Annotated in this window: 26 protein-coding genes, 2 tRNA genes and 1 pseudogene; 6 read left to right on the plus strand and 23 right to left on the minus strand. The window is 55.2% G+C overall.

Annotated elements, in window-relative coordinates; translation table 11 throughout:
• Positions 1-108, plus strand: a pseudogene (locus Q0O07_RS07485) (IS481 family transposase); the annotation flags it as partial.
• Positions 109-716: 608 nt separating this feature from the next.
• Here the strand turns inward: Q0O07_RS07485 and Q0O07_RS07490 are convergent.
• The 4 genes from Q0O07_RS07490 to Q0O07_RS07505 form a co-directional block, all read right to left on the minus strand.
• Positions 717-792 (minus strand) — tRNA-Thr (locus tag Q0O07_RS07490).
• 20 nt (positions 793-812) lie between these two features.
• Positions 813-1,664 carry a hypothetical protein gene (locus Q0O07_RS07495; RefSeq protein ID WP_295492288.1) on the minus strand — a complete coding sequence of 284 codons (852 nt, stop codon included), beginning with the start codon at positions 1,662-1,664 and terminating at the stop codon, positions 813-815.
• A complete protein-coding gene (locus Q0O07_RS07500; RefSeq protein ID WP_295492156.1) occupies positions 1,661-2,986 on the minus strand; it encodes a replication-associated recombination protein A in 1,326 nt (441 codons plus the stop codon). Before Q0O07_RS07500 ends, Q0O07_RS07495 begins: the two co-directional genes overlap by 4 nt.
• Positions 2,987-3,073: 87 nt before the next feature.
• On the minus strand, positions 3,074-4,240 hold the full coding sequence (locus tag Q0O07_RS07505; RefSeq protein WP_295492158.1) for a glycosyltransferase family 1 protein: 1,167 nt from the start codon (positions 4,238-4,240) through the stop codon (positions 3,074-3,076).
• Positions 4,241-4,311: 71 nt separating this feature from the next.
• On the opposite strand from Q0O07_RS07505, the gene Q0O07_RS07510 reads away from it, so the two are divergent.
• Positions 4,312-5,016, plus strand: a complete 705-nt coding sequence (locus Q0O07_RS07510; RefSeq protein WP_295492160.1) for an MOSC domain-containing protein — start codon at positions 4,312-4,314, stop codon at positions 5,014-5,016.
• Positions 5,017-5,228: 212 nt separating this feature from the next.
• Here Q0O07_RS07510 and Q0O07_RS07515 read toward each other — a convergent pair whose 3' ends face one another.
• The 11 genes from Q0O07_RS07515 to Q0O07_RS07565 all read right to left on the minus strand — a co-directional run bounded on the left by Q0O07_RS07515 (position 5,229) and on the right by Q0O07_RS07565 (position 13,390).
• Positions 5,229-6,167 carry a hemolysin family protein gene (locus Q0O07_RS07515; protein ID WP_295492162.1) on the minus strand — a complete coding sequence of 313 codons (939 nt, stop codon included), beginning with the start codon at positions 6,165-6,167 and terminating at the stop codon, positions 5,229-5,231.
• Positions 6,168-6,187: 20 nt separating this feature from the next.
• Entirely contained in the window at positions 6,188-6,706 is a 519-nt protein-coding gene (gene ybeY / locus Q0O07_RS07520; RefSeq protein WP_295492164.1) for an rRNA maturation RNase YbeY, read from the minus strand.
• Positions 6,699-7,694, minus strand: a complete 996-nt coding sequence (locus tag Q0O07_RS07525) for a PhoH family protein (RefSeq protein ID WP_295492166.1) — start codon at positions 7,692-7,694, stop codon at positions 6,699-6,701. Before Q0O07_RS07525 ends, ybeY begins: the two co-directional genes overlap by 8 nt.
• The gene (miaB, locus tag Q0O07_RS07530) at positions 7,695-9,029 is read right to left on the minus strand and encodes a tRNA (N6-isopentenyl adenosine(37)-C2)-methylthiotransferase MiaB (RefSeq protein ID WP_295492168.1); all 1,335 of its coding nucleotides are present in this window, start codon (positions 9,027-9,029) and stop codon (positions 7,695-7,697) included.
• Positions 9,030-9,038: 9 nt separating this feature from the next.
• Entirely contained in the window at positions 9,039-9,839 is an 801-nt protein-coding gene (locus Q0O07_RS07535; RefSeq protein ID WP_295492170.1) for a 1-acyl-sn-glycerol-3-phosphate acyltransferase, read from the minus strand.
• On the minus strand, positions 9,811-10,233 hold the full coding sequence (locus Q0O07_RS07540) for a Fur family transcriptional regulator (RefSeq protein WP_295492172.1): 423 nt from the start codon (positions 10,231-10,233) through the stop codon (positions 9,811-9,813). Before Q0O07_RS07540 ends, Q0O07_RS07535 begins: the two co-directional genes overlap by 29 nt.
• Positions 10,234-10,324: 91 nt before the next feature.
• On the minus strand, positions 10,325-10,759 hold the full coding sequence (locus Q0O07_RS07545) for a MucR family transcriptional regulator (protein WP_295492174.1): 435 nt from the start codon (positions 10,757-10,759) through the stop codon (positions 10,325-10,327).
• A gap of 356 nt (positions 10,760-11,115) precedes the next feature.
• The gene (rimI, locus tag Q0O07_RS07550; protein WP_295492176.1) at positions 11,116-11,571 is read right to left on the minus strand and encodes a ribosomal protein S18-alanine N-acetyltransferase; all 456 of its coding nucleotides are present in this window, start codon (positions 11,569-11,571) and stop codon (positions 11,116-11,118) included.
• On the minus strand, positions 11,568-12,176 hold the full coding sequence (tsaB, locus tag Q0O07_RS07555) for a tRNA (adenosine(37)-N6)-threonylcarbamoyltransferase complex dimerization subunit type 1 TsaB (protein ID WP_295492178.1): 609 nt from the start codon (positions 12,174-12,176) through the stop codon (positions 11,568-11,570). The genes rimI and tsaB overlap by 4 nt, the downstream gene beginning before the upstream one ends.
• Positions 12,177-12,197: 21 nt before the next feature.
• A complete protein-coding gene (locus Q0O07_RS07560; RefSeq protein WP_295492180.1) occupies positions 12,198-12,788 on the minus strand; it encodes a malonic semialdehyde reductase in 591 nt (196 codons plus the stop codon).
• Positions 12,789-12,814: 26 nt separating this feature from the next.
• On the minus strand, positions 12,815-13,390 hold the full coding sequence (locus tag Q0O07_RS07565) for a NifU family protein (protein ID WP_295492183.1): 576 nt from the start codon (positions 13,388-13,390) through the stop codon (positions 12,815-12,817).
• A 97-nt stretch (positions 13,391-13,487) separates the two neighbouring features.
• On the opposite strand from Q0O07_RS07565, the gene Q0O07_RS07570 reads away from it, so the two are divergent.
• Positions 13,488-14,312, plus strand: coding sequence for an SDR family NAD(P)-dependent oxidoreductase (locus Q0O07_RS07570; RefSeq protein WP_295492185.1), 825 nt, complete (start codon positions 13,488-13,490; stop codon positions 14,310-14,312).
• A gap of 25 nt (positions 14,313-14,337) precedes the next feature.
• Here the strand turns inward: Q0O07_RS07570 and Q0O07_RS07575 are convergent, their stop codons facing one another.
• Entirely contained in the window at positions 14,338-14,985 is a 648-nt protein-coding gene (locus Q0O07_RS07575) for a heme exporter protein CcmB (protein WP_295492187.1), read from the minus strand.
• Complete coding sequence (ccmA, locus tag Q0O07_RS07580; RefSeq protein WP_295492189.1) at positions 14,982-15,593, minus strand: heme ABC exporter ATP-binding protein CcmA; 612 nt, start codon at positions 15,591-15,593, stop codon at positions 14,982-14,984. Before ccmA ends, Q0O07_RS07575 begins: the two co-directional genes overlap by 4 nt.
• A gap of 49 nt (positions 15,594-15,642) precedes the next feature.
• Here ccmA and Q0O07_RS07585 point away from each other — a divergent pair, with 49 nt between their 5' ends.
• Positions 15,643-15,936, plus strand: a complete 294-nt coding sequence (locus Q0O07_RS07585; protein WP_295492191.1) for a 4a-hydroxytetrahydrobiopterin dehydratase — start codon at positions 15,643-15,645, stop codon at positions 15,934-15,936.
• Positions 15,937-15,943: 7 nt separating this feature from the next.
• On the opposite strand, the gene Q0O07_RS07590 is transcribed toward Q0O07_RS07585, so the two are convergent.
• The 3 genes from Q0O07_RS07590 to rlmB form a co-directional block, all read right to left on the minus strand.
• Complete coding sequence (locus Q0O07_RS07590) at positions 15,944-16,762, minus strand: SDR family oxidoreductase (protein ID WP_295492193.1); 819 nt, start codon at positions 16,760-16,762, stop codon at positions 15,944-15,946.
• Positions 16,763-16,839: 77 nt separating this feature from the next.
• Positions 16,840-17,463 carry a DNA-3-methyladenine glycosylase 2 family protein gene (locus Q0O07_RS07595; protein WP_295492195.1) on the minus strand — a complete coding sequence of 208 codons (624 nt, stop codon included), beginning with the start codon at positions 17,461-17,463 and terminating at the stop codon, positions 16,840-16,842.
• Between the two features lie 5 nt (positions 17,464-17,468).
• Entirely contained in the window at positions 17,469-18,230 is a 762-nt protein-coding gene (gene rlmB / locus Q0O07_RS07600; protein ID WP_295492197.1) for a 23S rRNA (guanosine(2251)-2'-O)-methyltransferase RlmB, read from the minus strand.
• 143 nt (positions 18,231-18,373) lie between these two features.
• Here rlmB and Q0O07_RS07605 point away from each other — a divergent pair.
• Positions 18,374-18,459, plus strand: a tRNA-Tyr gene (locus tag Q0O07_RS07605).
• Positions 18,460-19,044: 585 nt separating this feature from the next.
• Here the strand turns inward: Q0O07_RS07605 and Q0O07_RS07610 are convergent.
• From Q0O07_RS07610 to Q0O07_RS07620, 3 genes are all read right to left on the minus strand, one after another.
• Positions 19,045-20,076 carry a rod shape-determining protein gene (locus Q0O07_RS07610; protein ID WP_295492199.1) on the minus strand — a complete coding sequence of 344 codons (1,032 nt, stop codon included), beginning with the start codon at positions 20,074-20,076 and terminating at the stop codon, positions 19,045-19,047.
• 452 nt (positions 20,077-20,528) lie between these two features.
• Positions 20,529-21,896, minus strand: a complete 1,368-nt coding sequence (locus Q0O07_RS07615) for a hypothetical protein (RefSeq protein WP_295492201.1) — start codon at positions 21,894-21,896, stop codon at positions 20,529-20,531.
• A complete protein-coding gene (locus tag Q0O07_RS07620) occupies positions 21,896-22,447 on the minus strand; it encodes a hypothetical protein (RefSeq protein ID WP_295492202.1) in 552 nt (183 codons plus the stop codon). The genes Q0O07_RS07615 and Q0O07_RS07620 overlap by 1 nt, the downstream gene beginning before the upstream one ends.
• Before the next feature lie 602 nt (positions 22,448-23,049).
• Here Q0O07_RS07620 and Q0O07_RS07625 point away from each other — a divergent pair.
• The gene (locus Q0O07_RS07625) at positions 23,050-25,866 is read left to right on the plus strand and encodes a TonB-dependent receptor (protein ID WP_295492203.1); all 2,817 of its coding nucleotides are present in this window, start codon (positions 23,050-23,052) and stop codon (positions 25,864-25,866) included.
• The last annotated feature ends 31 nt before the right edge of the window (positions 25,867-25,897 follow it).

Consider the following 25,897-nt stretch of genomic DNA (forward strand, 5'->3'; position numbering starts at 1 on the left):
GATCTCGAGGCCAAGCTCATCGAATGGGAGAACTTCTACAACTTCAACCGACCGCACGGTGCTTTCAACGGAAAAACACCCTATGAAGCCCTTCGCGAAAGGCTATAATCTCTCCCAGTCGATGTCCCGCTAGATCGTCAACCTTACACTGAACTGTTCGACCGCGTGGTGGACTTGGTAATTGACGCCTTGTCTTTTTATCTGGACAGGGTCAAAAATGGGAACTTGGATCGCTCTGAGTAAACTAGAACTGGCCGCCACGCATCCATCGAACGGAGCTGGATACAGCTCCGTTTCCGAGCCGTTCTTTAGGGGTTATCAGTAGCTGCAAAGTTGGCCGCGACAGCACCGAGCTCTGACCGGCTTAAACGGCAGCTTTTGATCAATCCACCCACAGAAGCAGACAGTCCACTCTCGGCCCAATTCCCGCCATTGACCGAAAGTGCTCCTGAACGCGTATCGTGTCCTGCTGACGCGGGCGAGGCAGGGCAGGGGCAGATCGTGTTCGTGCCGCACGGCGACGCAAAGGACCCCACTCGACCGCCTGCGCTTTATGACGAGACGTACGCGTTTTTGGTTTCGTGCGGCATTCCCGAACTCAAATAGGGCTAGCCGAGGACGCAACGCAGCGTCGTTCGGTGATTGCTATGTGATTGCTGGAAATTGAATGAGGCCTCGACCTTAATGGACAAAGGCATTTAAGTCTTTGAAAAATATGGTGCCGGCTACAAGGTTCGAACTCGTGACCCCCTGATTACAAATCAGGTGCTCTACCAACTGAGCTAAGCCGGCACTCGGCGCGTCCCATAGCGTCAAAATACGCCAAAGGTCCAGCCCTCAGTTGCAGCAATTTCAAAATTTAGTGCATCAGGTGCCCAAAGTTGCGGATTTCCGGCAACATTGCGGAGCCATGCCGCGGTTATCAGCGCGTCCGTTGCGTGGTCCGTGTAGCGGTTTAAGGGCAAATGCGGTTTTGATCCAAGCGTTTCCAACGCCAAATCGAGTCCGATGGCATCGCGTATCTTGCTGCGGCCCTTTGCCACGCCAGCCGCGCGGGCGGCGATGGTGGTGTAAATCTCTAAGGCCACCTTTCCGCCCGCCGGAAGCGGATCGAAGGGCCAAATGGCCACAGCATCGCGCAGTTGGTGTAGCAAGCGCATGCCGGCAAAACTGGCCTTAGCGACTTGCGACGCGCCAATGGCGTCATAGACGGTTGACGCCTTGCCGCTGCTGTTTTTGTTCAGCAACTCGCATTGCCGCCAAAACAGATAGTCGGATTTTGTGCCATCTGCCGCGCCGAAATAGAAATGGCGACGGTGGTGTTGCTCAAGGAAGGACGCCGCACCCAAATCCGGGTCGTCGCAGACATGGTCGACATAGCCCCAGAATTCCCGTGCGGACGCAGGAACGTCATCGCCCGGCAAATAACTGCCGCGCTCCATAAAGGGCGGGGCAAAGCTGAAGTCGAAACCGATAAGCAAATCATCATCTTGCGCCAAAAGCCAGTCGGCGATCCCTTGGCGCGACCAGACTTTGTCGGGCGGGGTCACGAGGTGCGGGGCTTCGTCGCCTGCGGCACACACCGCAAGCGCGATGCCGGGATGTCGGCTGCCTTTCGCGCCCGACCAATCGGCGCAGGCAAAACGCGTAAAGCGCGGCATTATTGCGTGTCCGGATCTGTATTGCGGGCGCGCAGCCGGTCCCAATATTGCAGCCGTTCAATTATCTTACGTTCAAAGCCACGTTCAACGGGCTGATATAAAGCGGTCGGTTGCACCGCATCTGGCCAGTAATTCGCGCCGGAAAATCCGTCCGCGCTGTCATGATCATAGGCATAGCCTGCGCCATAGCCAATGTCCTTCATCAGCTTCGTCGGGGCATTGAGGATGTGCGCTGGTGGCATCAGTGAGCCTGTATCCCGTGCTATTTTCCATGCAGATTTTTGCGCCATATATAGGGCATTCGATTTGGGTGCGGTGGCGAGATACAGGCAAGCTTGCACAATCGCGACTTCGCCCTCCGGACTGCCCAAAAATTCATAGGCCTGTTTGGCGGCGAGACATTGGACCAAAGCCTGCGGGTCGGCGAGGCCGATATCCTCACTTGCGAAACGGACCAAGCGACGCAGGACATATAAAGGCTCTTCGCCTGCCACCAACATGCGCGCCATCCAATATAAGGCCGCCTGTGGGTCGGAGCCGCGCAAGCTTTTATGCAGCGCGGATATAAGGTTATAATGCCCCTCCCGATCCTTGTCATAAACGGGCATCCGGCGCTGCAACAGTGCCGCCATGGCTTGCGGATTGAGCGGATTGTCAATGTGAATGGCAAACAAAGTTTCGGCTTGATTGAGCAAAAAGCGGCCATCACCGTCGGCGCTGGTAATCAATGCTGACCGGGCATCGTCGGTGACGGGCAAAGGGCGTTCCAATATGGCTTCTGCACGGGTCAGCAGCGTCGCCAGCGCCGTCTCGTCCAAACGTTGCAGCACCATCACCTGCGTGCGCGACAGCAAGGCGGCGTTGAGCTCGAACGACGGATTTTCCGTCGTTGCACCGACGAGCGTGACCACGCCGCTTTCGACAAAGGGCAGAAATCCGTCCTGTTGCGCGCGGTTGAAACGATGGATTTCGTCCACGAACAGCAATGTCTGCTTGCCCGTCCGTGCCATTGCCTCGGCTTCGGCAAAGGCTTTTTTCAGATCAGCCACGCCCGAGAACACCGCCGAAATCGACTTGTAATGCATGTCGACGGCGTCCGCCAGCAATCGTGCAATGCTGGTCTTGCCGGTGCCCGGTGGTCCCCACAGGATCATCGAGGATAATTTACCCGCAGCGACCATATGACCGATCGCACCATTGGGGCCCGTCAGATGTTCCTGACCGATCACCTCGTCCAATTTGGCGGGACGAAGCTTGTCGGCAAGCGGCGCATTTTCCTTCATAGATCCAGGAATAACCGGGGTTTCGCCAAAAAGGTCGCTCATGGGCAACGCCCGTTCCGCCGTGCTTCATGACATAAGCATAAGTGCTTCGGAAAGGTTCCGGAAGACGACCGCCCGCTTGCCACAGGTTTAACGCGCAGCGACCGCACGCGCAGCACGTTGGCGGATGAGGCGGATATAGGTGTCGGCGACGGTCTGGTTAATCGCATCCCAGCTGAAATCGAGCGATCGTTGCTCGCCAGCAGCGCCATGCCGCGCGCGCAAATCGGTGTCGGTGCAATAGAGTTGCAAACTGTCGGCAAATTTCTGGATTGCGCCCGGCGTGATCAGGCGGCCTGACACATTGTCCTGCACGAGGCTTTCGCTGCCAGTCGCCTTGGCCGCAACAACGGGCAAGCCGCAGGCCATCGCCTCCAATGTGACATTGCCAAAGGTTTCGGTCACGCTAGGGTTGAACAAGAGATCCATGCACGCCACCGCGCGGCCCAGATCCTGCCCCCCTTGAAAACCCACAAAACGGGCATGGGGCAGGCGGCTTTCAAACCAACCACGCGCCGGACCTTCGCCAATGACCATGACCTGATGTGGGACATTGCGGCGGTGCAACTGGTCAATCGCGTCCGAAAAGACGTCCAAGCCCTTTTCCATGACCAAGCGGCCCAGAAAGCCGATGACAACGGGTTCGTCCGTCACGCCTTGCGCGCGCCGCCATGCAAGGTCCCGGCGGCCAGAGTTGAAAATGTCCCGGTCCACGCCGCGTGACCAGATGTCGATGTCATAATTCATCCGTTGCGCACGCAAAACCTGCGCAAAGCTCTCGGATGGCGCGACCAAAGCGTCGCATTTGCGGTATAATCGGCGAAGCCACGCCTCCACCAAGGGTTCGGCGAAGGACATGTTATAATATCTGAAATAGGTTTCGAAACGTGTGTGCACGGAAGACAGAACTGGCAATTTGCGGCGGCACGCCCATTTGACCGCCTGACGCGCGACGCGGTCCGGACTTGCGATATGGACGACATTGGGGGCAAATGCCTCCAGATCGCGCCTGACTCTTGCCGACAGCGATAGGGGCAGGCGATATTCCGGACGAAAGGGTATAGCGAAGGACGGGACGCTAACGACGTCGCCTGTCGCAACAAACGCAGGCTCCGGTACCGTTGGGGAATAAATACGCACCGATGCGCCTTGCCCCAAAAGATAGCCTACAAGACGATTTAGAGCCTGATTTGCGCCATCACGGACATAATTATAATTGCCGCTGAATAGCGCAATGCGAAGGTCGCTGGTCTGCATGGCTCGGCTTTTATCGGCGACAGCGCAAAATGCCAATGGGAATGGTGCATTTGGTAAGATATACATCCAATATGATATCAAGTCAGGTCGATGTTTTGCTGATAGGGCAACCCAAAGCGTTTCACGCCGACGGCACGATGAGCGCTATGGCACGCGCGCCGGTGGACCGATCCGTCTTTCTGGGCAAGCATGGCTTTGCGGGGGACCAAGTGGCCGACCAGACGGTGCATGGCGGCGCGGACAAGGCGGTGCATTTTTATCCAGCGGAACATTATCCCAAATGGATTGCCCATTTTGCGGCGGAAAATTTTGTTCATCCTCTGCTCGACCAAGCTGGCGCATTTGGCGAGAATATTAGCGCTGGCGTACTTTTGGAGGACAATTTGCGTATTGGCGACCAGTTTCGCCTTGGGCGCGCAGTGGTTGAAGTCGCGCAGGGGCGGCAACCATGCTGGAAGCTCGATCATCATTTCGGTGTGCATGGCCTATCAGGTGCAGTCATCAAAACGGGCCGTTGCGGTGGCTATTTCCGCGTGATTGAAGAAGGCGAAGTCGCACCCGGCGACCGCATAGAACAGGTGCATATGGCCGAGCATGATTGGACCGTTGCCCGAAGCTTTCATCTGTTGATTGGCGGCGGGCATCGCGCTGAAGGCGCCAAATCAGCGCTGCGGGCGCTTGCGGCGCTGGAGACGATGGCGGAAAGCTGGCGGGCTAGGGCGGCGAAATTGGCGGGGTTACCCCCGTTCAAGGGAAGTGCAATGCCCTCTGCTTAACCTCTGCATAAACGGTCTGGGAGGCTGTGACTTTGAAAAGTCACACCCCGGCACCCTGAACTTGGTTCAGGGTCCATTTATCTATTCTTGCTCTGGATTTTCTGCTCGATAGACCCTAAAACAAGTTCGGGGTGACCACATCCTTTTAGGTCGTCATCCTGAAACAAGTTTAGGGTGACGACCAAAAAGGATTTGGCCGATCTCCTAGGCGCTTATTCGCTGATATCGTTTCTTTTGGACGCAGGGGCGTAAAGGCGAATGCGGGTTACGCGTTTTTCGTCGGCTTCCAATATTTCCAAAGTCCAGCCGCTCGCATCATGCATCAGCATTTGGCCGGTATCGGGGACTTGGCCGGCAATGACAAAGGCAAGCCCGCCAAGTGTGTCGACGTCTTCATCCACTTCCGCCAGCTTCGGGTCAATGGCATCGGCCAGATCGTCTAGCTCAGCGCGGGCGTCGGCTTCCCACATATTTGGGGCCATTTGCGTGAACAGCAATTCGGGTTCGTCGTCATGTTCGTCTTCGATTTCGCCGACGATTTCCTCTACCAAATCTTCAATAGTGACCAAGCCCTCGGTTCCCGAATATTCATCCAGTACGATGGCCAAATGGGTGCGGGTCCGGCGCATTTCGTCGAGCAAGGCAAGCACGCTCATATTTTGCGGCACGAAACGTGGTTGGCGAATGAAGGATTCGAGGCTGTGGGGACGGTCCTGACCTGAGGCGAGAACAGCGAACACATCCTTGATATGGATCATACCAATGACGCTATCCAACGTGTCGCGGTATACGGGCAGGCGGCTATGGCCATGCTCGGCGAACGCCGCGATGCAATCGGCAAAGCCGGCGCTTTCTTCAATCGCGATAATGTCGCTGCGCGGTACCATGACGTCGTCAACGCGGTGCTCGCTGAAATGGAGCAAATTGCGCAGCATCGTGCGCTCGACGGCGGTCAAGTCGCCATCGGCGTCCGATTGTCCGTTATCGTCGCTATCTTCCTCATGCTCAGCAATCGCTTCTTCAAGCTGCTCGCGCAAGGTCGGCTCGTGGTCGCGGCCAAAGAACATGGTCTTCAGCCGCTGCCATATTCGTCCGTCGTTATCGTCGTCGGTTGCGGTTTTCGAACCGCTAAAACTGTCACCCTCAGGCATAATGGAAGCGTACTGGCCTCTTAATGGTCGATCTGGTCAGTATATGGATTGGGAAGGCCCATAGATGCAAGCGCTTTTACTTCAAGCGCTTCCATCAATTCGGCTTCGTCCTCCTCAATATGGTCATGGCCAAGCAAATGCAGCATCCCATGGATGACCAAATGCGTTGCATGATAAGCGATGGGGATCCCTTTTTCTGCCGCTTCGGCGGCGCAGGTTTCATAGGCCAGTATGATGTCGCCGAGCATGATTTCGGGGGCATTATAGGTGCCGGTGAGCAAGGCCTCTAATTCCGCATCATCCAGCATAGGAAAGGACAGCACGTTTGTTGGCTTGTTCTTGTCGCGCCATTCTTGGTTGAGCGCATGGACTTCTGCATTGTCGGAAAGCTTGATGCTGACGCTGACGGGAACAGCGGGATCAGCTAGTTCAGCAATGGCCGCAAAGCGGAGCGCCACATCTACGGCCTTTTCGACTTCATTCTGCCCGAAATTGCTATTACCCCAAACCACGCCCATGTCGAGTTCGACATCAATCATGCCCGCCCTCATAGGCGTCGACGATCTTACCGACGAGCGGGTGGCGCACAACGTCGCTGCTGTTGAAACGGATGGTACTTATGCCATCGACACCGTCAAGCCGTTGCACCGCGTCATTCAGGCCGGACATGCGTTCGCCGCCGGGAATATCGACCTGACGGGGATCTCCGCAAATAACCATGCGGCTGTTCATGCCAAAACGGGTGAGGAACATCTTCATCTGTGCCGCTGTGGTATTCTGCGCCTCATCCAAAATGATGAAGGCATCGGCCAAAGTCCGCCCGCGCATGAAGGCAATGGGGGCGATTTCGATCTCGCCAGAGGCAATCCGCCGCTCGACCTGTTCGGCGGGCAAGCAATCGTACAAGGCATCGTAAATCGGCCGCAGATAGGGATCGACCTTTTCCTTCATATCGCCGGGCAGGAAACCCAGCCGCTCGCCCGCCTCTACCGCCGGACGGGAGAGGATGAGCCGTTGCACTGCGCCGGTAATCAACATGGCCACGGCCTGCGCCACCGCCAGATAGGTTTTGCCGGTGCCTGCTGGCCCAAGCGCGAAGATAATCTCGTCGCGGGCCAATGCCTCCATATAAGGAATTTGTGTGGCCGAACGCGGCACCAAAGTCTTCTTGCGCGTGCGGATCATGATACCCGGCGCGTCGGTCGCGTCCTTGCGGACTATGCCCTCTAAAGTCGGTTCGGCGGTCATCGCGATGATGGACTGCACAGCTTCGGTATCGATTTCCTGTCCACGCGATAGGCGGGAATAAATGTCATTGAGAACGTCGCGGGCGCGGCCAATGGCGCCAGCCTCGCCCTCAATCTGCACGCGGCTTCCACGGGCCGAGATATAGACCCCGAGGCGGTTTTCAATCGTAACCAGATTGCGGTCAAACTCGCCAAAAACCGCGTTAATCAAATGCGGTTTGTCGAAGTTCATTTCCAACCGGGACAAGTCACCGGCTTGCGCTTGGGCTTTTTTGGCCATTCAGGCGGCTGCTCTCATCGTTGGTTCACCTTTTAAGCTGAGCGGTCCAGAATCGGTTATCTTCGCGGTTACGATATCGCCGATTGAAAGGTCCGGCGCAAGCACATGAACGGACTGAAGCCATGGTGATTTACCAATTAATTGTCCGGTGAATTTTCCAGGCCGTTCCAGCAGGACATCGGTGGTGCGACCAACCGTTCGGTCGTTAAACGCCGTCTGGTCCGACACGATTTGCGCCTGAAGCCGTTGTAGCCGTTCGTCCATGATTTCCATGGATATCTGATCGGCCATGTCGGCGGCGGGTGTGCCGGGGCGGGGGCTATATTTGAAGGAATAAGCTTGCGCATGGCCGACTTCGCGCACGAGGCTTAATGTGTCCTCAAAATCAGCATCACTTTCGCCGGGAAAGCCGACGATGAAGTCGCCGGAAAAGGCGATATCGGGCCGTACAATACGAACGCGGTCCAAGATACGCATATAGCTGTCGCGGCTGTGGCTGCGGTTCATGGCCTTTAAAATGCGGTCTGAACCCGACTGAACGGGCAGATGCAGAAATGGCATCAGCTTTTCAACATCACCATGTGCGGCAATGAGCCCTTCGGTCATGTCGTTCGGGTGGCTGGTCATGTACCGGATGCGCCGGAGGTCTGGTATCTTGTCGAGCGCGCGAATAAGGCCGTCTAGGCCTTGAAGCGTGCCCTTATCGTCTTCGCCATCCCATGCGTTGACATTCTGGCCAAGCAACGTGATTTCGCGTGCGCCCGCATCGACGATCGCTTTTGCTTCGTCGATCAGTTCGGCCCAGCCGCGCGAAATTTCCGCGCCTCTGGTGTAGGGCACGACGCAATAAGTGCAGAATTTGTCGCACCCTTCCTGCACCGTCAGAAACGCCGATGGCGGTTGTTTGCGGCGGGCCGGCAGCTTGCTAAATTTGTCGAGGCCAGGCAGGTCGAGGTCAACCACACGTTCGCCGCGTCCGACCGCTGCCACCATGTCGGGCAAATTGTGATAGGCTTGCGGACCAACAACGATGTCGACTTCGGGTGCGCGGCGGCTAATCTCGCCGCCCTCGGCCTGTGCGACGCAGCCTGCGACGGCGATGACAGGGCTGGTCCCATCTTTGCGGCGCAGGCGGCCAATCTCGGAATAGACCTTCTCAGCTGCCTTTTCACGGATGTGGCATGTGTTGAGGACGACAAGATCGGCATTGGCTTTGTCATCCGCAGGCGACATGCCCTGGCTTTCGAACATCTCGGCCATGCGCTCGCCATCATAGACGTTCATCTGACAGCCGTAATTTTTGATTGAATAGGTTTTTGGGAAATCCATGCTCATAATGCGCGCTTATACTATGCGCGCCGCGTTACCGCCACCCTCCATCGCAGCGCCAATACGCGCCCGCACTTCGGCAGAAATCGCTTTGCGGTCCGGATAATGGAGCGGATCAAATGGCTCCAGAAAATGCAGGGTCGCGGTTATCGGTTTGAGATAAGACAAAAGGCGCCAGAAATTCTCAGTCACTTTTTCGTCGCCAACCCAAGCCACGCGCGGCGTGTGGTGGCCATAGCTTAGATAGACAGGCTGAACGAGCATGCCAGCGGGCGGCGGAACCAAAGCGGCGAACAAAGATGGTTTGAACGGCAATAGGCCCGATCCATCATGCGTCGTGCCTTCGGGAAAGATGGTCACCGGCTGGTCGCCCGTCATGGCCGCGCGTAAATCATTGACCTGATTGCTAACGCTGGCGCGGTTTTCGCGGTTGACGAAAATAGTGTTGTTGATCTTGCACAGCCAGCCAATCAGCGGCCAACCTTCGATGCCGTCATTGGCCACGAAAGTGCAGCCCGTAACGCCAGAAATTACGGGAATATCGATCCAACTATGGTGGTTTGCGGCATAGAACACATTCTGGCGTATACGGGTACCAGTGGTGGCGGTCGCAATGCCGCTGGTCCAGCTGATCGAGAGCAAAAACAAGCGCGGCCAAGGCGACGGTTTGCGGGTTATCCGCCAGACATTATGCAACAGCAAGCTTACGGACAGGCTTGCCGCCATCAGCAGCAGCCGTGTCAAAAACAAGAACTGTCCCGTAACAAAAGCTGTCGGGTTGCGCCGTTCAATCCTTGCGGTCGATGGCGACGCCATAAAGCTCCATACGATGGTCGACCAAACGATAGCCCAGCCGTTCAGCTATGATTTTCTGCAATGCCTCAAGCTCCGGATCGACAAATTCGACGACCTTGCCGGTTTCGACATCAATCAAATGGTCATGATGCGCCTCGGGTGATGCCTCATAACGCGCGCGGCCATCGCCAAAATCATGCCGGTCCAATATGCCAGCCTCTTCGAACAAACGGACAGTCCGATATACGGTGGCAATCGAGATTTTGGGATCAATGGCCGATGAACGGCGGTAAAGCTCCTCTACATCGGGATGGTCGGTCGCATCGGAAATCACGCGCGCAATGACGCGCCGCTGATCGGTTATGCGCAGGCCCCGTTCGTTACAGAGCGCTTCAATGTCAATTTTGATATCCATTGCCCAAGACGTTTAGTGCCGCCCCGTGATTCGTCAAAGAAAAAGGCCGGTGGTGTCCCAGCCTTATTTTTTTTGCGGATAAGCGAAAAGCTTATCTCACTTTTTTCTTACGGCCCGAACCCGGCGCGCGTCCAAGACCAATAGCCTTAGCCAATTCGCGGCGCTGTTCCGCATAAGCGGGCGCTACCATCGGATAATCGGCGGGTAATCCCCACTTTGTGCGATAATCATCCGGCGTCATACCATAATGCGTCATAAGGTGACGCTTCAGCATTTTTAGCTTTTTACCATCGTCCAGACAGACGATGAAATCACGCTTTATAGAGTTACGGATAGGAACGGCTGGTTCCAAGGCGGCTTCTACGACAATAGCAGGGCCAGAAATTCCGGACAGTGCGGCGTGTACGTTAGAGATTAAAGTGGATACATCAGACACTGCAACGCTGTTGTTGCTAACATGTGCTGCGACAATATCGGCAGTTAACGTAATTAACAGTTCAGTGATATCGTTACTTTCTTGTGACATTTTGAAAACTCTGCACCCGGTTATTATTGTTTTTGTAGTGTAGAATCGTTTACATTAGCAAAAAAAATCGTCAACTAGTTCAAAAATATTACCTTTGCGGTGTCAAAATGGCAAAGATATCGAGGTAAAATGTCCGCCGCAGACAGTTATTCTGCCTGCAAGGGCATTTTACCTAGAGATCGAAGCCATTTTGGCGTCCTTAAGATTTGACCCATTTTGTCCCTAACTGCGCTGGCAAAGCTGGACTTAGAACCACTAAGCCCGCACTTTGCTGCTTTGCACCGCACAAAACAGCCTCAAACCGCGAAGGTGATATTTAAGCGTTCACGGCCTGATGGTCAAACATCGGCGTTGCGTTATAGTTCCAATAGCATCGTGATTGCATCGGGATCTATACCGACAGCATTTTTGTAATAATTTTTCCGGCGCCCAATCGGGGTAAATCCAGATTTAAGATAAAAACCCTGCGCATTGTTGCCATCGCGCACTTCAAGGAAGATTTTTGTTCGCCCCGCATTGCGCGCTTGGTGGATTGTTTCGGATAATAAAAGTTTCCCGATATTTTGGCCCTGAAGTCGCCGGGCGACGCCAATCATCAACAATTCTTGATGATCAAATACCCAGCGGCTCATGGCAAAGCCGCAGATGTCTCCATCGTCTTTAGCAAGCAATAATTGGCAGTCGGGGAGCACCAAAGTTGATAGGCATTGTGCGGCGGTCCATGCCTCGCCAAATCTAGGGTCGAATGCGTCGTGCATGATATGCATCATGGCCGCAATGTCGCCGGCGCCGCCTTCGACAATTCCAATCATTTGATGTGGGTTATGGGCTTTGCGTCCGGCGCCCTGCCGTAAATTGGCGTTGCCGCAAGCGGATGCTGTGCCCGCAAATGCGTCCAATGGCGCGCATCAGGTAGCATATCCAGCCAGTGGCGGTCGTCCCGTTGGGGATCAATGTCGCCTGCCACCAATTTGGCCGTGGCAAGGCTCAGCAGATAGGCGGGCAAGACGGAGCGGACAGGTGCCAGCGAATGCCCATGCGCATCAAATGCCTCAAAGAAATACTCGCCATGGCCGCCCGTCATGACAACGTCTATTGGTGCGGCTTCGGACAGCTTTGAACGCCCCATCGCCGCCACTAAAGCGAGGCAGCCATAGCCATGCACATCAATGTGCCATGCCAGGCCTAAAGCCTTTGCGGCGGCCACGCCGACCCGAATACCTGTAAAACTGCCCGGTCCGACATTTACCATGACCCGATCCGCCTTGCCATTATCGGGCAATGCCGCGATCAGGGGAAGCAAGCGTTCGGCATGGCCGCGGACTATGACTTCATACGCAGCGGCAATAACATTCTCGTCATCAAACAAAGCGACCGAGCACGCCCGTGTCGCAGTATCGATGACCAATGTCCGCATGACCGTTCGTTGGCCGCTGTGTCAGAGGATATTGTTAAAGCGGTCGAACGCGGGCCTTGGGCTGCGCTCGAAAATGCTCGCTTTGTCGCCATAGCCCAAGGTGCAGATGAAGTTGGATTGCACTTTGGTATTTGCAAAAAACGCCTCGTCCACCGCGTCATTGTTAAACCCTGACATCGGGCCAGTGTCCAACCCCAGTGCGCGCGCCGCGAGGATGAAATATGCGCCCTGCAGGCTGCTGTTGCGAAAGGCGGTTTTTTCTATCGCGACATCATTGCCGGCAAACCAGCTGCGCGCGTCGGCGTGCGGGAAAAGCTCTGGCAGATTTTCGTAGAACTCAAGGTCCATGCCAATGATCGCGGTCACGGGGGCCTGAAGGATTTTTTCGCCATTGCTTGGCATGCAACATGCGGCAAGTTTCTGCTTAGCCTCTTCGCTGCTGCACCAAATGATTCGCGCAGGCAGGCAATTGGCCGATGTCGGACCAAATTTCATCAGGTCCCAAATCTGTTCCAGCTGTGCGGACGACACGGGCGTATCCAGATAGCCATTATAGCTGCGCGCTTCACGAAAAAGTTGATCAAGGGCAGCATCGTTCAGGGCGTGTGACATGATATATACCTTCGAAATATGGGAATTTAAGCTGCGCGCACTTCACTGACTTCAGGCACATAATGCTTCAGCAGTTGTTCGATACCGTTTTTCAGCGTGGCGGACGACGATGGGCAGCCGGCACAGGCGCCCTGCATTTGCAGGAATACGACGCCCTTCTGGAATCCGCGATAGATGATATCGCCGCCGTCATTGGCGACGGCAGGGCGGACGCGTGTTTCGATCAGCTCCTTGATCTGCTCCACAATATCGGCATCGGCAGGGTCATCCAACGGATAGTCTGCTGCACCTGACGGGACCGAGAAGCCAGCGGAGGCCGGCTTGAACAAAGGCATGTTGGCGCTGAAATGGTCCAGCAATATGCCAAGTACGTCCGGCTTGAGACTTGCCCATTCAACGCCGGGCGCTGCCGTCACGGAAATAAACGAATGCCCTAAAAAAACGCCGGTGACGTCAGCAAGCGCGAAGAGCGCTTCGGCCAAGGGAGAAGCCTCTGCCTCTTCTGGCGAAGCAAAGTCGCGCGTTCCTGTGTCCATGACCACACTGCCGGGCAGGAATTTGATGGTCGAAGGGTTGGGTGTGAGTTCAGTTTCTATCAGCATTTCCTGCATGTGGTGCGGTCGCTGACAAAGTGCAAGCCAGAATGTCTTGACAGCGGCCAAGCGTGCGTTGACGGAATGGACGAAAAGGAGAGCAAAAATGACAGATCAACCGCACAAAACCGCATGGATCACAGGGGCATCGTCGGGCATTGGCGAAGCGTTGGCCAAGGCTTTTGTTGCCAGTGGCGGCTATGCGATATTGTCTGGGCGCAATGTTGCGGAGCTACAACGCGTTGCGACTGAAACAAATGCGGCGGAACGCTGTTTGATTTTGCCATTCGACACGGTGGATTATGACGGCTTGGCTGGCAAAGTGGCCGAAGCTATTGCGTTTCAGGGCCATGTCGACGTGCTGGTCAACAATGCGGGCATTTCCCAACGGTCGCCAGCATTGGATACCGATCTGTCGGTCTATCAACGGATTGTCGATGTTGACTTGCTCGCGCCCATTGCGCTCACGCAAGCGTTGCTATCGCACATGGTGTCGCGCGGTAGCGGGCAGCTTGTGATGATCTCCAGCGTGGCGGGCAAGGCAGGAATTCCGATGCGTACCGCTTATTGCGCGGCAAAACATGGCTTGATCGGCTATGCCGACGCGCTGCGCAGCGAGGTCGCCGGGCAGGGTGTAAAAGTCCTTGTCGTCGCGCCGGGGTCCGTCAAAACCAATGTCTCACGTAACGCGCTCAATGCCGATGGCTCCGTGCGGGGCATCAGCGACGCAGCGATCGACAATGGTATTGATCCCGATAGGGTCGCAAGTCTCATTTGGGAGGCTGTACGTGATGGTAAGCGCGAAATCGTAATCGCCGAAGGGATGGAGGCTGGCATACCCGTGCTGCGCGCGCAGGATCCGGAAAAGCTGTTTGACATGGTCGAGGCTATGGTCGCGGACGGCTACGCCAAGAAGCTATCGGCGCGATAACGCTCCTTACCCCAGGGGCAGGACTCTAAGTTCTGCCAGCGCGCAACGCCGCGCCCGCGGCAAAGGGGGACAGCGCCGTAATCACCAACGACGTCGCCGCCAGTAACTGCATCGCGTTGCCGGGGTCTTCGGCCAAGGTGCCTGCGCCGAAGATCAGCAATGGAATGGTGATGGGCACCAACAACAACCCGCCAAGCGCGCTTGCACCGCTTAGGCCAGCGGTGAGGGCTGCGATCATCACCGACAGGCCAGACAAAGCGGGCAAAGCCAAAGCAAGGCCAAGGAGCAAGATACCTAATTGCGCCTCTGGCAAGCCAATCAGCGCAGAGCTAACCACGGTTGCCAATAGTAATGGCAAAGCGAAAGCGACAATATGTCCTGCAATCTTGGCCGTCGCGACAAGTTCATCCGACCAACCCCGCAAGGCAAGCTGATCGAGCACGCCGGACTGACGGTCGGGCAGGATAAGCCGTTCAATGGGCAGCAGCGTCGCGAGCAGCGCGGCAATCCATAAAATGCCGCCGCCTGTGCGTGCCAGCAATGCCTTGTCGGGCCCCGTCACAAAGGGGAATAATGTCGCCACGGAGAGATAAAACACCACCGGAAGCCATAGACCGCCGCCCGTCCATGCCAAACGCACTTCGCGCCCGACCAGAGCAACAAACGCCCTCACGCTGCTGCGCCTTGGCCGTCGAGCAATAGGCTGATTGCGACATTGATGGAGGGCGGTTGATGTGCGGCGACAAGGACAATTCCGCCCGAGGCCGCACGCGCAATTATCGCCTGATCAAGCCGCACGCAGCTTGCACTATCGAGGCCATTATAGGGTTCATCCAGCAACCAAATATCTGCATGGGATGCAAGGACGCGCGCGATGCTTGCGCGCTTGCGTTGTCCCGTGGAGAGAAAGCGCACGGGAATATAAGCGAGGTCTTGCAAATCCATATCGGTTAAGGCCGCATTACGTGCCTCGGCCGATGCGCCGTCCATATCCGCCCAAAAGCGGAGCGCGGCCTCCACGGTCATATTGCCATCCAACGCCAGATTTTCGTCCGCAAGCGCCATGTAACCTTCGGAATGGATCGCACCGGACGTTACTGTCAGCAATCCGGCGACAAGGCGCAGCAATGTCGATTTTCCGCATCCATTGGCACCCCTGATCCAGATGATGTCACCGGCGCGCGGCGCCAGCGATAGATCGCGCAGCACCATGCGGTTGCCGCGCATGACCGCGACATTGTCAAGGCTAAGCGATGGCAAGGATGCTTGACGGGAAGACATATCGCGACTTAGGCAGATATTCGTGCAATTGCAAAAGCAGGATGAGGTTATGCATATTTCAAGACTGGAAGACGCCGCCCGCGATATCGCCATGCAACAATTGCCGCAATGGACATATGATGCGGATGCCAAGGGTATCCGCCGAACATTGCGCTTTGCCGATTTTGCAGAAGCGTTTGGTTTCATGACCCGCGTGGCGATTTTGGCCGAAAAAGCGGATCATCATCCCGAATGGTTCAACGTATATAATCGCGTTGAAATTTTGCTGACCACCCATGATGCCGATGGCCTGTCGCAACGCGATATTGACCTTGCCAGCAAAATCGACGCGATTGCGGCTTAGGCCGCAATTACGGCTTTGGCTGCACAACGTCGCCTAGGCCGCCCAATAGGCCCAATTGCTTGCGTAAACGGTTCGGAAACCAGCGCGCAGAAAAGGCCAGTTGCTTCGCCATTTTGTTAACCGGCGTATGCACCTTCTCGCCGTGAATGGCTTCCCACGCTGCAGGGCCGATGATTGAAACGGGGCTGACCTCAACGCCCGCCGACTGAAGTCTTTCCTTGCCCGTCATGTTGCTGCTGGCGTCGACATTGCCGATGATGTTGGTATCGATGAATCCGGGCATCAGGCTGCGAGATTTAATGCCGTACGGACGCCATTCAATGTCATGCGCTTCGGCAAGCCCACGTACCGCGAACTTGGTGGCGCTATAGACGCTTAAGCCCGCCGACCCGTAAATACCCGCAGCAGAACTGGTGTAAAGCACACATGCGTCCTGCGTATTCTTCAAAAGGTCGAAACACGCCCGCGTGCCGCTGATTACGCCCGTCAGGTTGATCGCGATCATGCGGTCAATGTCTTCGTCGGTCATGTCCTGGATAGGGCCGCCAGCGCCGATCCCTGCATTGTTGAACAAGACGGTCATATGGCCGTTGGTGTGCTTGGCAAATGCGGCAACAGCCTTTTTCCATTGCGCGCGGTCAGTGACGTCCAATTTGTGACGCGAATAACTGTCCTTTGGTAACAAGGCAGCGGTTTCGTCCAAACCTTTTTCATCAATGTCGGCCAGACCGATAAACCAGCCCGCATTTGCAAAATAGCGCGCGACTTCGCGACCAAGGCCGGACGCGGCGCCCGTAATGAAAATGCTTTTTTGTGCTGTCGACATGATGATCATTCCTCTCTTACTCACATGACTGTCAGCGACATCAATTTGCCTCAAAGGTCAACTGATTATTGCAGATCCTAAATGGCCTGAAATCCCTTAGCATAGATATGCCAACTAAAAATCGCTGCAGCCCCGCGATGCGGCCGCCAGCGTTCGGCAATGACGCGGATTTCTTTTTCCGATGGCCGCGCATCAAGCTTGAGCAAGCGACCAACCCCCTCTTGCACTGCAAGGTCGCCCGCTGGCCAAATATCTGGGCGGCCCTCGGCGAACAGCAAATATATCTCTGCTGACCAGCGGCCAATGCCCTTGACCTGTGTGAGATAGGTAATGGCCGCCTCATCATCATCGGGCAAGGCGTCGAGTGGCAATGCGCCTGACATAACCAGCTCCGCCAGTGACCGCGCATAGCCCTGTTTCTGCCGACTAAGGCCGCAGGCCCGCAACGCATCGAAATCTTGCGCCAACAACTGCTCGGGCGGGCATCCGGCGCCCAGTTGGGCTTCCAGCTTGTTCCATACCGATGCCGCCGCCGCGACGCTGACCTGTTGCCCGACGATCGTGCGCAGCAAGGTGGCGTATCCGCGCTGACTAATCCTTTCGTCAGGATAGCCTGTGACCGTGATGGCTTCAGCGATGCCGGGTTCAATCGCGGCCAGCGTATCGAGTGCGGCATGCAGCTTTTGTGTCGTTATGCCCACGCGGCTTATGCGCTGCGTCGCACGGTGGCCGCGTATAAGGCGATTGCGGCAGCATTGGACACGTTCAGCGACTCCATCTGTGCGCTGATCGGCAATTTCGCTAATTGGTCGCAATGCTCCTCAATATTACGGCGCATACCGTCGCCTTCTGCGCCTAGAACCAATGCATTGCGTCCCGGTGTCAGCGCTTGATCCAGCGTGACCTCGGCATGGCCGGACAAGCCGATTCGCCAATATCCCGCCTCGGCAATCTCCTCCAGCGCACGCGCCAGATTAACCACCCGCACCCATGGCGTAATTTCCAGTCCGCCCGACGCGGCTTTGGCCAATGCGCCCGATTCGGGGGGCGCGTGCCGATCTTGCGTCACAACAGCCACCGCATCAAAGGCGGCCGCTGTTCGGAATATTGCACCGACATTGTGCGGATCGGTGACTTGGTCGAGAATCAGCAAGGGCCGGTTATCGTCATTCGGCAACGCAAGTGCATCGGTCAGCCAGACATCCTCCAGCGGCGCAACCTCAAGCACAAGACCTTGATGCGGCGCATCTTTCGGCACGAAACGCGCCAGATCGTTCACCTCGGCATATTGCACTGTCAGGCCCTCAGGCACGACAATCTTGCCGATTTCCTCCCGCGTGCCCCATAAATTGATCAGGCGGCGTTCGGGATTGTCGAGCGCGGCATAGACAGCGTGCCGTCCGTAAAATTTGGGATTGCCGCTGGTAACGGCGGCGCCACGGCGTCGATGGCTCTTATGTGAAGACATATATGTACCTGTACATGAAAAAGAGAAGCTTCTGGTGCCCTTTCCCACTTGAGGCATTGACAGGCAAGGGCCGTTTCGCCATTGCGCTGCTTCTTCTGCGGGACCGGCCCTTATGCTTTGGCATATTGCCCCGACGAAGAAGTGGACAGGTGGCCGAGTGGTTAAAGGCAGCAGACTGTAAATCTGCCCGGTTTTCCGTACGCTGGTTCGAATCCAGCCCTGTCCACCAATTTTACCTATAAGTTATCGTTTTATAATAACTTTATTTCTTATTTTTGGCAAACCTCTTTTCCGTGTTAGCGATTCCGTTGTCCGCCATGCCTGCTTTATTTGCCTTTTCAGCGTGCGGGCAAACTCTCGATCTGTCTTGTGTCCGGTGATTGCGCGGCCCTCTTGATTGGTCACGCCAGACCCGGCCAAAATACGCGAAATCGCTTTGCGTAGGGCGTGGGCGCTGCACTCTCTTGGCAATCCAGCTTCGTCAATGCGGCGGCGAATCCAGTTGCAAAATCTAGTCATGCGTGTCCCGCCCTCTGGCTATAGCATGGCCGAAATTGGACCGAAAGCAGACTGTCTGCTTTGAAGCCCAGATGTTCGATTATCAAAACAGACTTATTTGATGCTCAGGCTCATTACTGCCGTGATACCGTCCCAGTCCACGAATTCATAATTCTGCGTTTCAAGAACGCTATCGCTGCCTACTCACCTCGACTTTGCAGCAGGGGAATTTGTTATAACGGTGCATGGGATCAATTCATGAACGGCTTGGATGCAACCATTAGGCCTAGCATCGCTCTTGGCTAGACCAGAAAAGCTAATAGGTAAAAATACGGAACTGTTCATTTTCCAGAGCGAGTACCGTGCCTCTCGCAACACAAGTTAATGGATCGTCTGCTACCATTACCGGCAATCCAGTTGCCTCGCTGATTGCAGCATCCAAGCCACCCAAAAGCGCCCCCCCACCTGTGAGGACAATACCTTGGCCTACGATGTCTGCCGCGAGTTCAGCCGCCGTATTCTCAAGAGCAATTCTAATGCCTTCAATGATAGCGCCGACAGGTTCCGATAGTGCCTCTGCAATCTGCATTTGGTTAATCGTGATTTCTTTGGGTACGCCGTTCACGAGGTCACGCCCCTTAATGCTTACCGTCTCCCCATGTCCTTCTGTTGGACGACGTGCCACGCCAGCTTCCTTTTTTATATGCTCTGCGGTTGTTTCTCCGATGAGTATATTGTGGTGTCGGCGCACATAAGACACAATTGCTTCGTCCATCTTGTCTCCGCCAACGCGAACCGATGCTGTGTAGGCAAGGCCGCGCAGAGAGAGTACGGCGATTTCCGTAGTGCCGCCACCCACATCGACGACCATCGTTCCGATAGGTTCTGCGACTGGCAGGCCCGCACCAATGGCAGCTGCCATGGGTTCAAGGATCAAGTGCACTGCCCTTGCCCCCGCATTGGATGTCGCATCCCTAATAGCACGGCGTTCGACGGAAGTAGCCCCCGAGGGTACGCATATTACAATCTCGGGAGCCCTTAAGAAACTTCGACTACCGTACACCTTCCCGATGAAGTACTTTATCATCACCTCTGCGGCTTCAATATCAGCGATTACGCCGTCTCTAAGCGGCCGGATCGTCTCAATATGTGCTGGTGTTCTGCCCATCATAAGCTTGGCTTCGTTGCCCACCGCTTTCACACGCCTGACACCATTGATCGTTTCAATCGCAACGACAGACGGTTCATTCAGCACAACACCGCGGCTAGGCACATGCACGATTGTGTTGGCTGTGCCTAAGTCAATCGCCATATCGTATGAGGCAAACTTTAGGATCCTGTCGAGCATTGAGCTTTATCTCCTTTCAACCTAAGTGCACGAAATCGATAATCAGCAGGAGCGATGAGAATGATCAATGCGTGCGCCGTGAGTAGGGTTATCAAATAGAGCGGGTAAGGCAGAAGAAGTACCACTGCGGAGATAACGCAAGCGATGCTGTAGGCCGCAAACAAAGCGTTGCGCGCTGAACACTGCGACCCAAGCGCCCAAGATAGTTGAACGGAGTTAGAATGCGCAACTAGACTAATGATTGAAAAGAAAGTTACGTTCAAGATTACAAAAGCTTCCTGCATCTGTTAGACATCTTGAACAAATAGGACATTAACTGTCGCTAACGCGGCACCACCCGCTTTTATTTCGCCGGTTGTAGTGGATTTATCTGTAAACAAGCGGCGCAGCGCCGTAAGGCGGCTAAGCAGTGCGCAGATGTGCTTGATCAACAAAAACATTGCGTTAACGGATCATGCTTTGCGCACGGTTACGCTGCGCTGCGCTGCCTCTAGCTGGCTGGCGAGGAAAGCCGTTTGGTTGCGCTGCGCTGTCAGTTCCTTCTCAAGTTCAAAGACTTTAAGGCCCAAGCTCTCGATCGTGTCTTGCGCGCTGTCGCGCTCCTGCTCAGATTGACTAACCAGTCGCGCGACTTGGTCATCCCGCTCTTTTATACCAGCCTCTCGCTCCTCTAGCAATTGCGTCATGGCTTCCAGTCGGGCGGTGATTGTTGCCCGCGACTGCTCCGTCTGAACCTTGGCCTCAATCGTGGTTTCTAGCTTCGCATTCAGTCGCCCGATGCTGGCCTCGAGCCGCCCAGCCTTAATATTTGACTGTTTTGCCAAATCGTCCAGATGTCGAACCTGCAATGCGAGCCGTTCATTTTCTGCAGCGGCTTCGCCATTAACCTCCTCAAGCGTCCGCAGTCTAGATCCAGCGTTATCAAGCTCCGATTTAAGTTGGTTAATTGTTGAGTCCCGATTTTTTTTATCGTGCTGACCTTCCTCAAACAAACGAGTCATTTCGGTGCGAGCATGTGTTGCCTCTTGCTCTTTTTGCTGACTGTAAAGAACAGCAGATTGTTTTTCTTGATAAATGAGATCGTATTTATCGTTGGCAGCAATTATCTCGTCGGACTTTTTCTGAAGGCTATTCTCTAACGCGTCACACTGATTGGAAAAGAGCAATATTTTGCCATTTGCATCGTTATATTTAGCAGTCAGATCTGCAATCTTCAGGGTATAGTTTCCCACCGTCTCTTGAAGAGAAGAGACTTGGATCTGAAGGCTTTCTGACTCCTCATTCGCTACGGCAAGTTGGCTTACATAACGATCAAGTTGATCCTCAGTCTCGCGCTTGGCGACACCGAGCAAATGGTGCCGATGCTCCAAAGCTTCAAGGCCTGTCCGCGTCAGCTCATATTTGCGACGTACGTCTTCGACTTCTGCCTGCAACGGAACAAGCGCTGCGTGCGTCACTTTATACTGCTCCGACTTTTCAGCAAGCTGCTGCTGGAACTGGTCGCGTTCTTGCCGAATAGCCGAATTTGTAAGAGCGAGTTTGCGATGCTCCTCAAAGCTCTTTGCTAGGTCAACCCTTAGGACGAGAATCTGCTCGACAAGGGCTTGGATACCAATCAGCCCTTGATGAACGGTACCGATGGTGGACTCAATTGATTGCTTGCTCTCACCTAGGCTCCCGAACGCCGCCAGATCGTTCGCATAAACCGAATCCTTGTCTCGAAGCTTGCTCGGGTCACCTTCTGCCGAAGAAATAGCCATTGCATCAGAGGGGGAGTTTGCCGAACCGCGGCGCGAGAAAAGACTCAATATGGTAGCCATCAAGATATCCTACAAAAACTGTGTACAGTGAAAATGTCGCAAGGATCAAAAAGGCGGAGAGTTCTTAGCGCACCAGACCTCAGCTGCAACCGGAGTGTCATCAACATACGACACACAGAAATGCGCGCGGCTTGGCAGGCGGAGCCAGAGCCAGACGTAATGCCTCGAACAACGATATCGGGTTTGTTCCCGCTCTGCTCTTGGATGTTGAGCCCGGAAACATAGTTTGAGAGCTTATCAAGGCCATCAACGACAATTTCGCCCAAACGTATTCCAATAACCGCGGCAATCGTTAACGTCACATCAATATGCAGTTTTTCGGTTTTTTGGGCTGTAACGATATTTTCTTTTTCTCTCGACACCTCATCTACCGCCACATGTTGGGCAACGGTGGAAATGCTTGGCGTTGAGGACAAAAAAATAGAAATCAATGACAAAATGCCCCTGAAAACGATATAAGCATGAACGATTTTTGTTAATTCACTTCTATGGCGGTTTAGGGACTCTAAGATGTAAATTGATGTAAAATAGATGACAAATTTATGACTCATTAGGTCGCCAACAAGTGAAGATTTAGCAGTGGTTTAAAGCACCAAATATTGAGATGCTTGTCCGGAGTCAGAGCATTTGAAGCTGTTTTAGGGAAATTTAATGCTTCTGGTACAGCGCAGCATTTCTCTGCTTTAGACCCAACTCCCTGTCTACAAGGAGGCGCTGGCGCAAGGCAGAATCGGCAGCTTTTGGGCCGGTTCCGGAATGACTGTTTTAAGACGGCGACGGCAAAATAGCTGCCGCTCGACTGATGCTTGGCATCGTCAGAAAAGGGCGGCGAATGAAAACTTTCGGGATTGTAGTCATCTCTCTGCCGTTAAGAGACTTGGCCCTAGCCAGCAATAGGTAAGCAGAACACGCCATCTGGTTCGACCTTAGCAACGGCAATCATAGCTCCTTTGAAGAAAATTGGATTGGTGCATCAATATACGCGAAGTTGAGCGAGCTTGAGCGGAGAGCAGCCTAAACATATCGTCGCTGGGCGTCTTCAAATTGAAATATTAAAGACGCCCAGCTTCATCAGAAAGTCGCTAGGCTTTAACGAGTGTTCACTAGACGCCCCATCGTCGGTCTATTTCGTTCGATTCAATAGGGGCTTTTAATGAAACTGAAACTGTCTGCGCGCGGCGTTGCCGCTCTTCGCCTTGCTCTTCTGGTCAGCGTAGCTGGCACGCCCGCTATGGCGCAGGAAATCGATGGTGCCGAACAAGCCACGGCTGTAAATGCGCGCGACCGCGCCGGCGAAACGACAACCGGTGAAGACGGCGAAATCGTTGTTTTAGGTGAGCGCCCGATCCGCGAATCTGAGCGCGCCGCGTTATTGGTGCAGAAGAACAGCGAGCAGCTAGTCAGCGTGCTGTCGGCCGACTCCGTGGGTCGTCTACCTGACCAGAACATCGCACAGGCCGTTAGCCGCCTTCCCGGCGTAGCCGTGCAGCGCGACCAGGGCCAGGCCCGCTACATCAACCTGCGTGGTTCGCCGCTGAACTGGACGACGCTCAGCTTCGACGGCATCAACGTCATCTCGCCAGAAGGCCGTGATGCGCGTTTTGACTCCATTCCGTCGGCCATCGCGTCGCAGGTGATCGTGCGCAAGGCCGTTACGCCGGACATGACCGCTGAAACCATCGCTGGTAACGTCAACGTCGTCACCCGTTCGGCCTTTGACTATAAGGGCCTGCATCTCGCAGGTCGCGGCGGCATCGGCTATGTCGATCTGGGCGGCGGCAAGGAATATGAAGGCAGCGGCGTGATTTCGGATCGCTGGGAAACTGGCATCGGTGAAATCGGCGCGGTGATCTCCGGCAGCTATTATCAGCGCACCATGGCCACCGACAATTTCGAAACCGATTTCGAAACGGTTAGCCGCGACCTGCGCCCCGTCGGTTCAAACGAAGATACTAACGGCCTGATCAACGTTGGCGGTTCCAACCGCCGCGTGTGGGCGCGTGAAACCGAGAACAAAGAATATCGCCTGACACGCAAGAACTACAGCATGTCCGGCAAGCTGGAATGGGCACCGGACAGCGACAATAAGCTCTTCGTGACCTCCATCTACTCGGCGTTCACCGACGATGAGCTGCGCAACAATTACATCTTCGACATGGACGACCAAGAAAGTCGCACCCCCAACGCCACCACGGCGTGCACCAGCAGCGTGCTGTCCCCCAACACCACCGGCTATGCCGATGCCTGCGTGAACACCCCGTTGAAGGGCACGGTCTATGGCGTCGATCTGAATGCCAACCTGCTTAGCCGTGAATTTCTGCAATCGGTGTTCATCAACACCATCGGCGGTGATCACACTGCCGACCTATGGACCATCAGCTGGCGCGGCAACTATACAAAGTCCAAGGATGACCGCACAGCGCCAGCGCAGCTGAACTATGACAGCCCCGGTTTCGGCACCAACGGCGCAACTGCCAATCAGCGTCTGACCGTGGCCTATGACCTCACCGATCCCCAGTTGGCCAAGGTCGAGCTGTATCGCACCCTGCGTGCTACCAATGGCACGCTGTCTCGCGGTGACCGGGTGACCAGCGTCGTCGATTTCACCCAGCCGCTCAGCCGCATCCGTGGCCTGAAGGCGGTGGACACCACCGAAGCCTATACTGGCCGCATTGATGTCACCCGTGAAACCGAGATGCTCGGCGGCACCAAGTTCAGCTTCGGCCTGCAATATGACAATCGCGTCAAGGAAACCGATGACCGTCTGCTCGATGTAAGCGCCAGTACAGTGGTGAATGGCCAGAATCTGTTCACCCTTGCCGGTGTGCCGACCACGCCGCAGGCGGTTAGCATTTCGGACAAGTTCAAGGGCCAGTTGCCAATGGGCTACACCTTCCCATATCACAGCAAGGATGCCATCATCGACGTGGTAAAGAAGGTGGAGCCTTACGCAAACTACAACGCTGTCACCGCCAACTACTACAAGGTGCAGGAGAAGGTCTGGTCCGGTTATGCCATGGGCGTGACCCAGATGGATTGGGGCAGCATCGTTTACGGTGCCCGTATCGAGAAAGTGGACAATGTCTCCTCGGCGTTCGCGCAAACCGGGCTAGTCACTGTCGACAGCAGCTTCACCGAGGTCTATCCCAGCTTGCACTTCAACTGGACGCCCAGTGACGACATGAAGGTGCGTTTGTCCTTCAACACCGGTGCGGCTCGCGCGGATTATGATGTGCTGCGCCCCAACTTCACCTTTAACGATGCCAACCTGACCGTGTCGGGCGGCAACCCCGATGCGCGCCCGGAAAAGACCAAGGGTGTTGACCTGTATTGGGAATATTATCCGCAGCGCGGCGGCTTCATGATGGTTGGCGCTTATTACAAGGATGTCAGCGACGTGTTGTTCGGCGCGACCCGTCAGTTCGGTTCGGACATCCTGAATTCGAACGGCATCAACCGCTCGGATTATGTGTTCTCCACCACGCTGAACGGCGGCAAGGGCAAGGTCTATGGCGTTGAAGGCGCCCTGCAATTGCAGCTGGACAATTTCCTGAGCGAGGATAGCTGGATCGGCGGCTTCGGCATCCAGACCAACGCTTCGGTGAACCGCAGCGAAGCCATCACCCCAGATGGTGACAAGGTGCGCTTCCCCGGCACGTCGGATTTTGTGTGGAACGTCGGACCATATTACGAGAAGTACGGCTTCTCGGCGCGTGTGTCCTATCAGCTGCGTTCCAGCTGGATCGATGGCCTAGGCGAGCCAGCGGTGGGCGGTGACTTCTATTGGGCGGCCGATGGCGAGCTTGATGTGTCGGCGCGTTACGCCATCACGAAGAATATCGAAGTCTATGCCGACTTGTCGAACCTGCTAAATGGCCCCGGCCGTCGCTTTGTTGGCACCGATGCCCGCACGATTGAGCGCGAAACTTTCGGTCGGCGTTACACTGGTGGCTTCCGCGTAACGTTTTGATGATAACACAGCCCGCTGCGGCACATTGCTG

Source organism: Sphingorhabdus sp. EL138 (assembly GCF_945890115.1).
In the GTDB taxonomy this organism is placed as follows: domain Bacteria; phylum Pseudomonadota; class Alphaproteobacteria; order Sphingomonadales; family Sphingomonadaceae; genus Sphingorhabdus_B.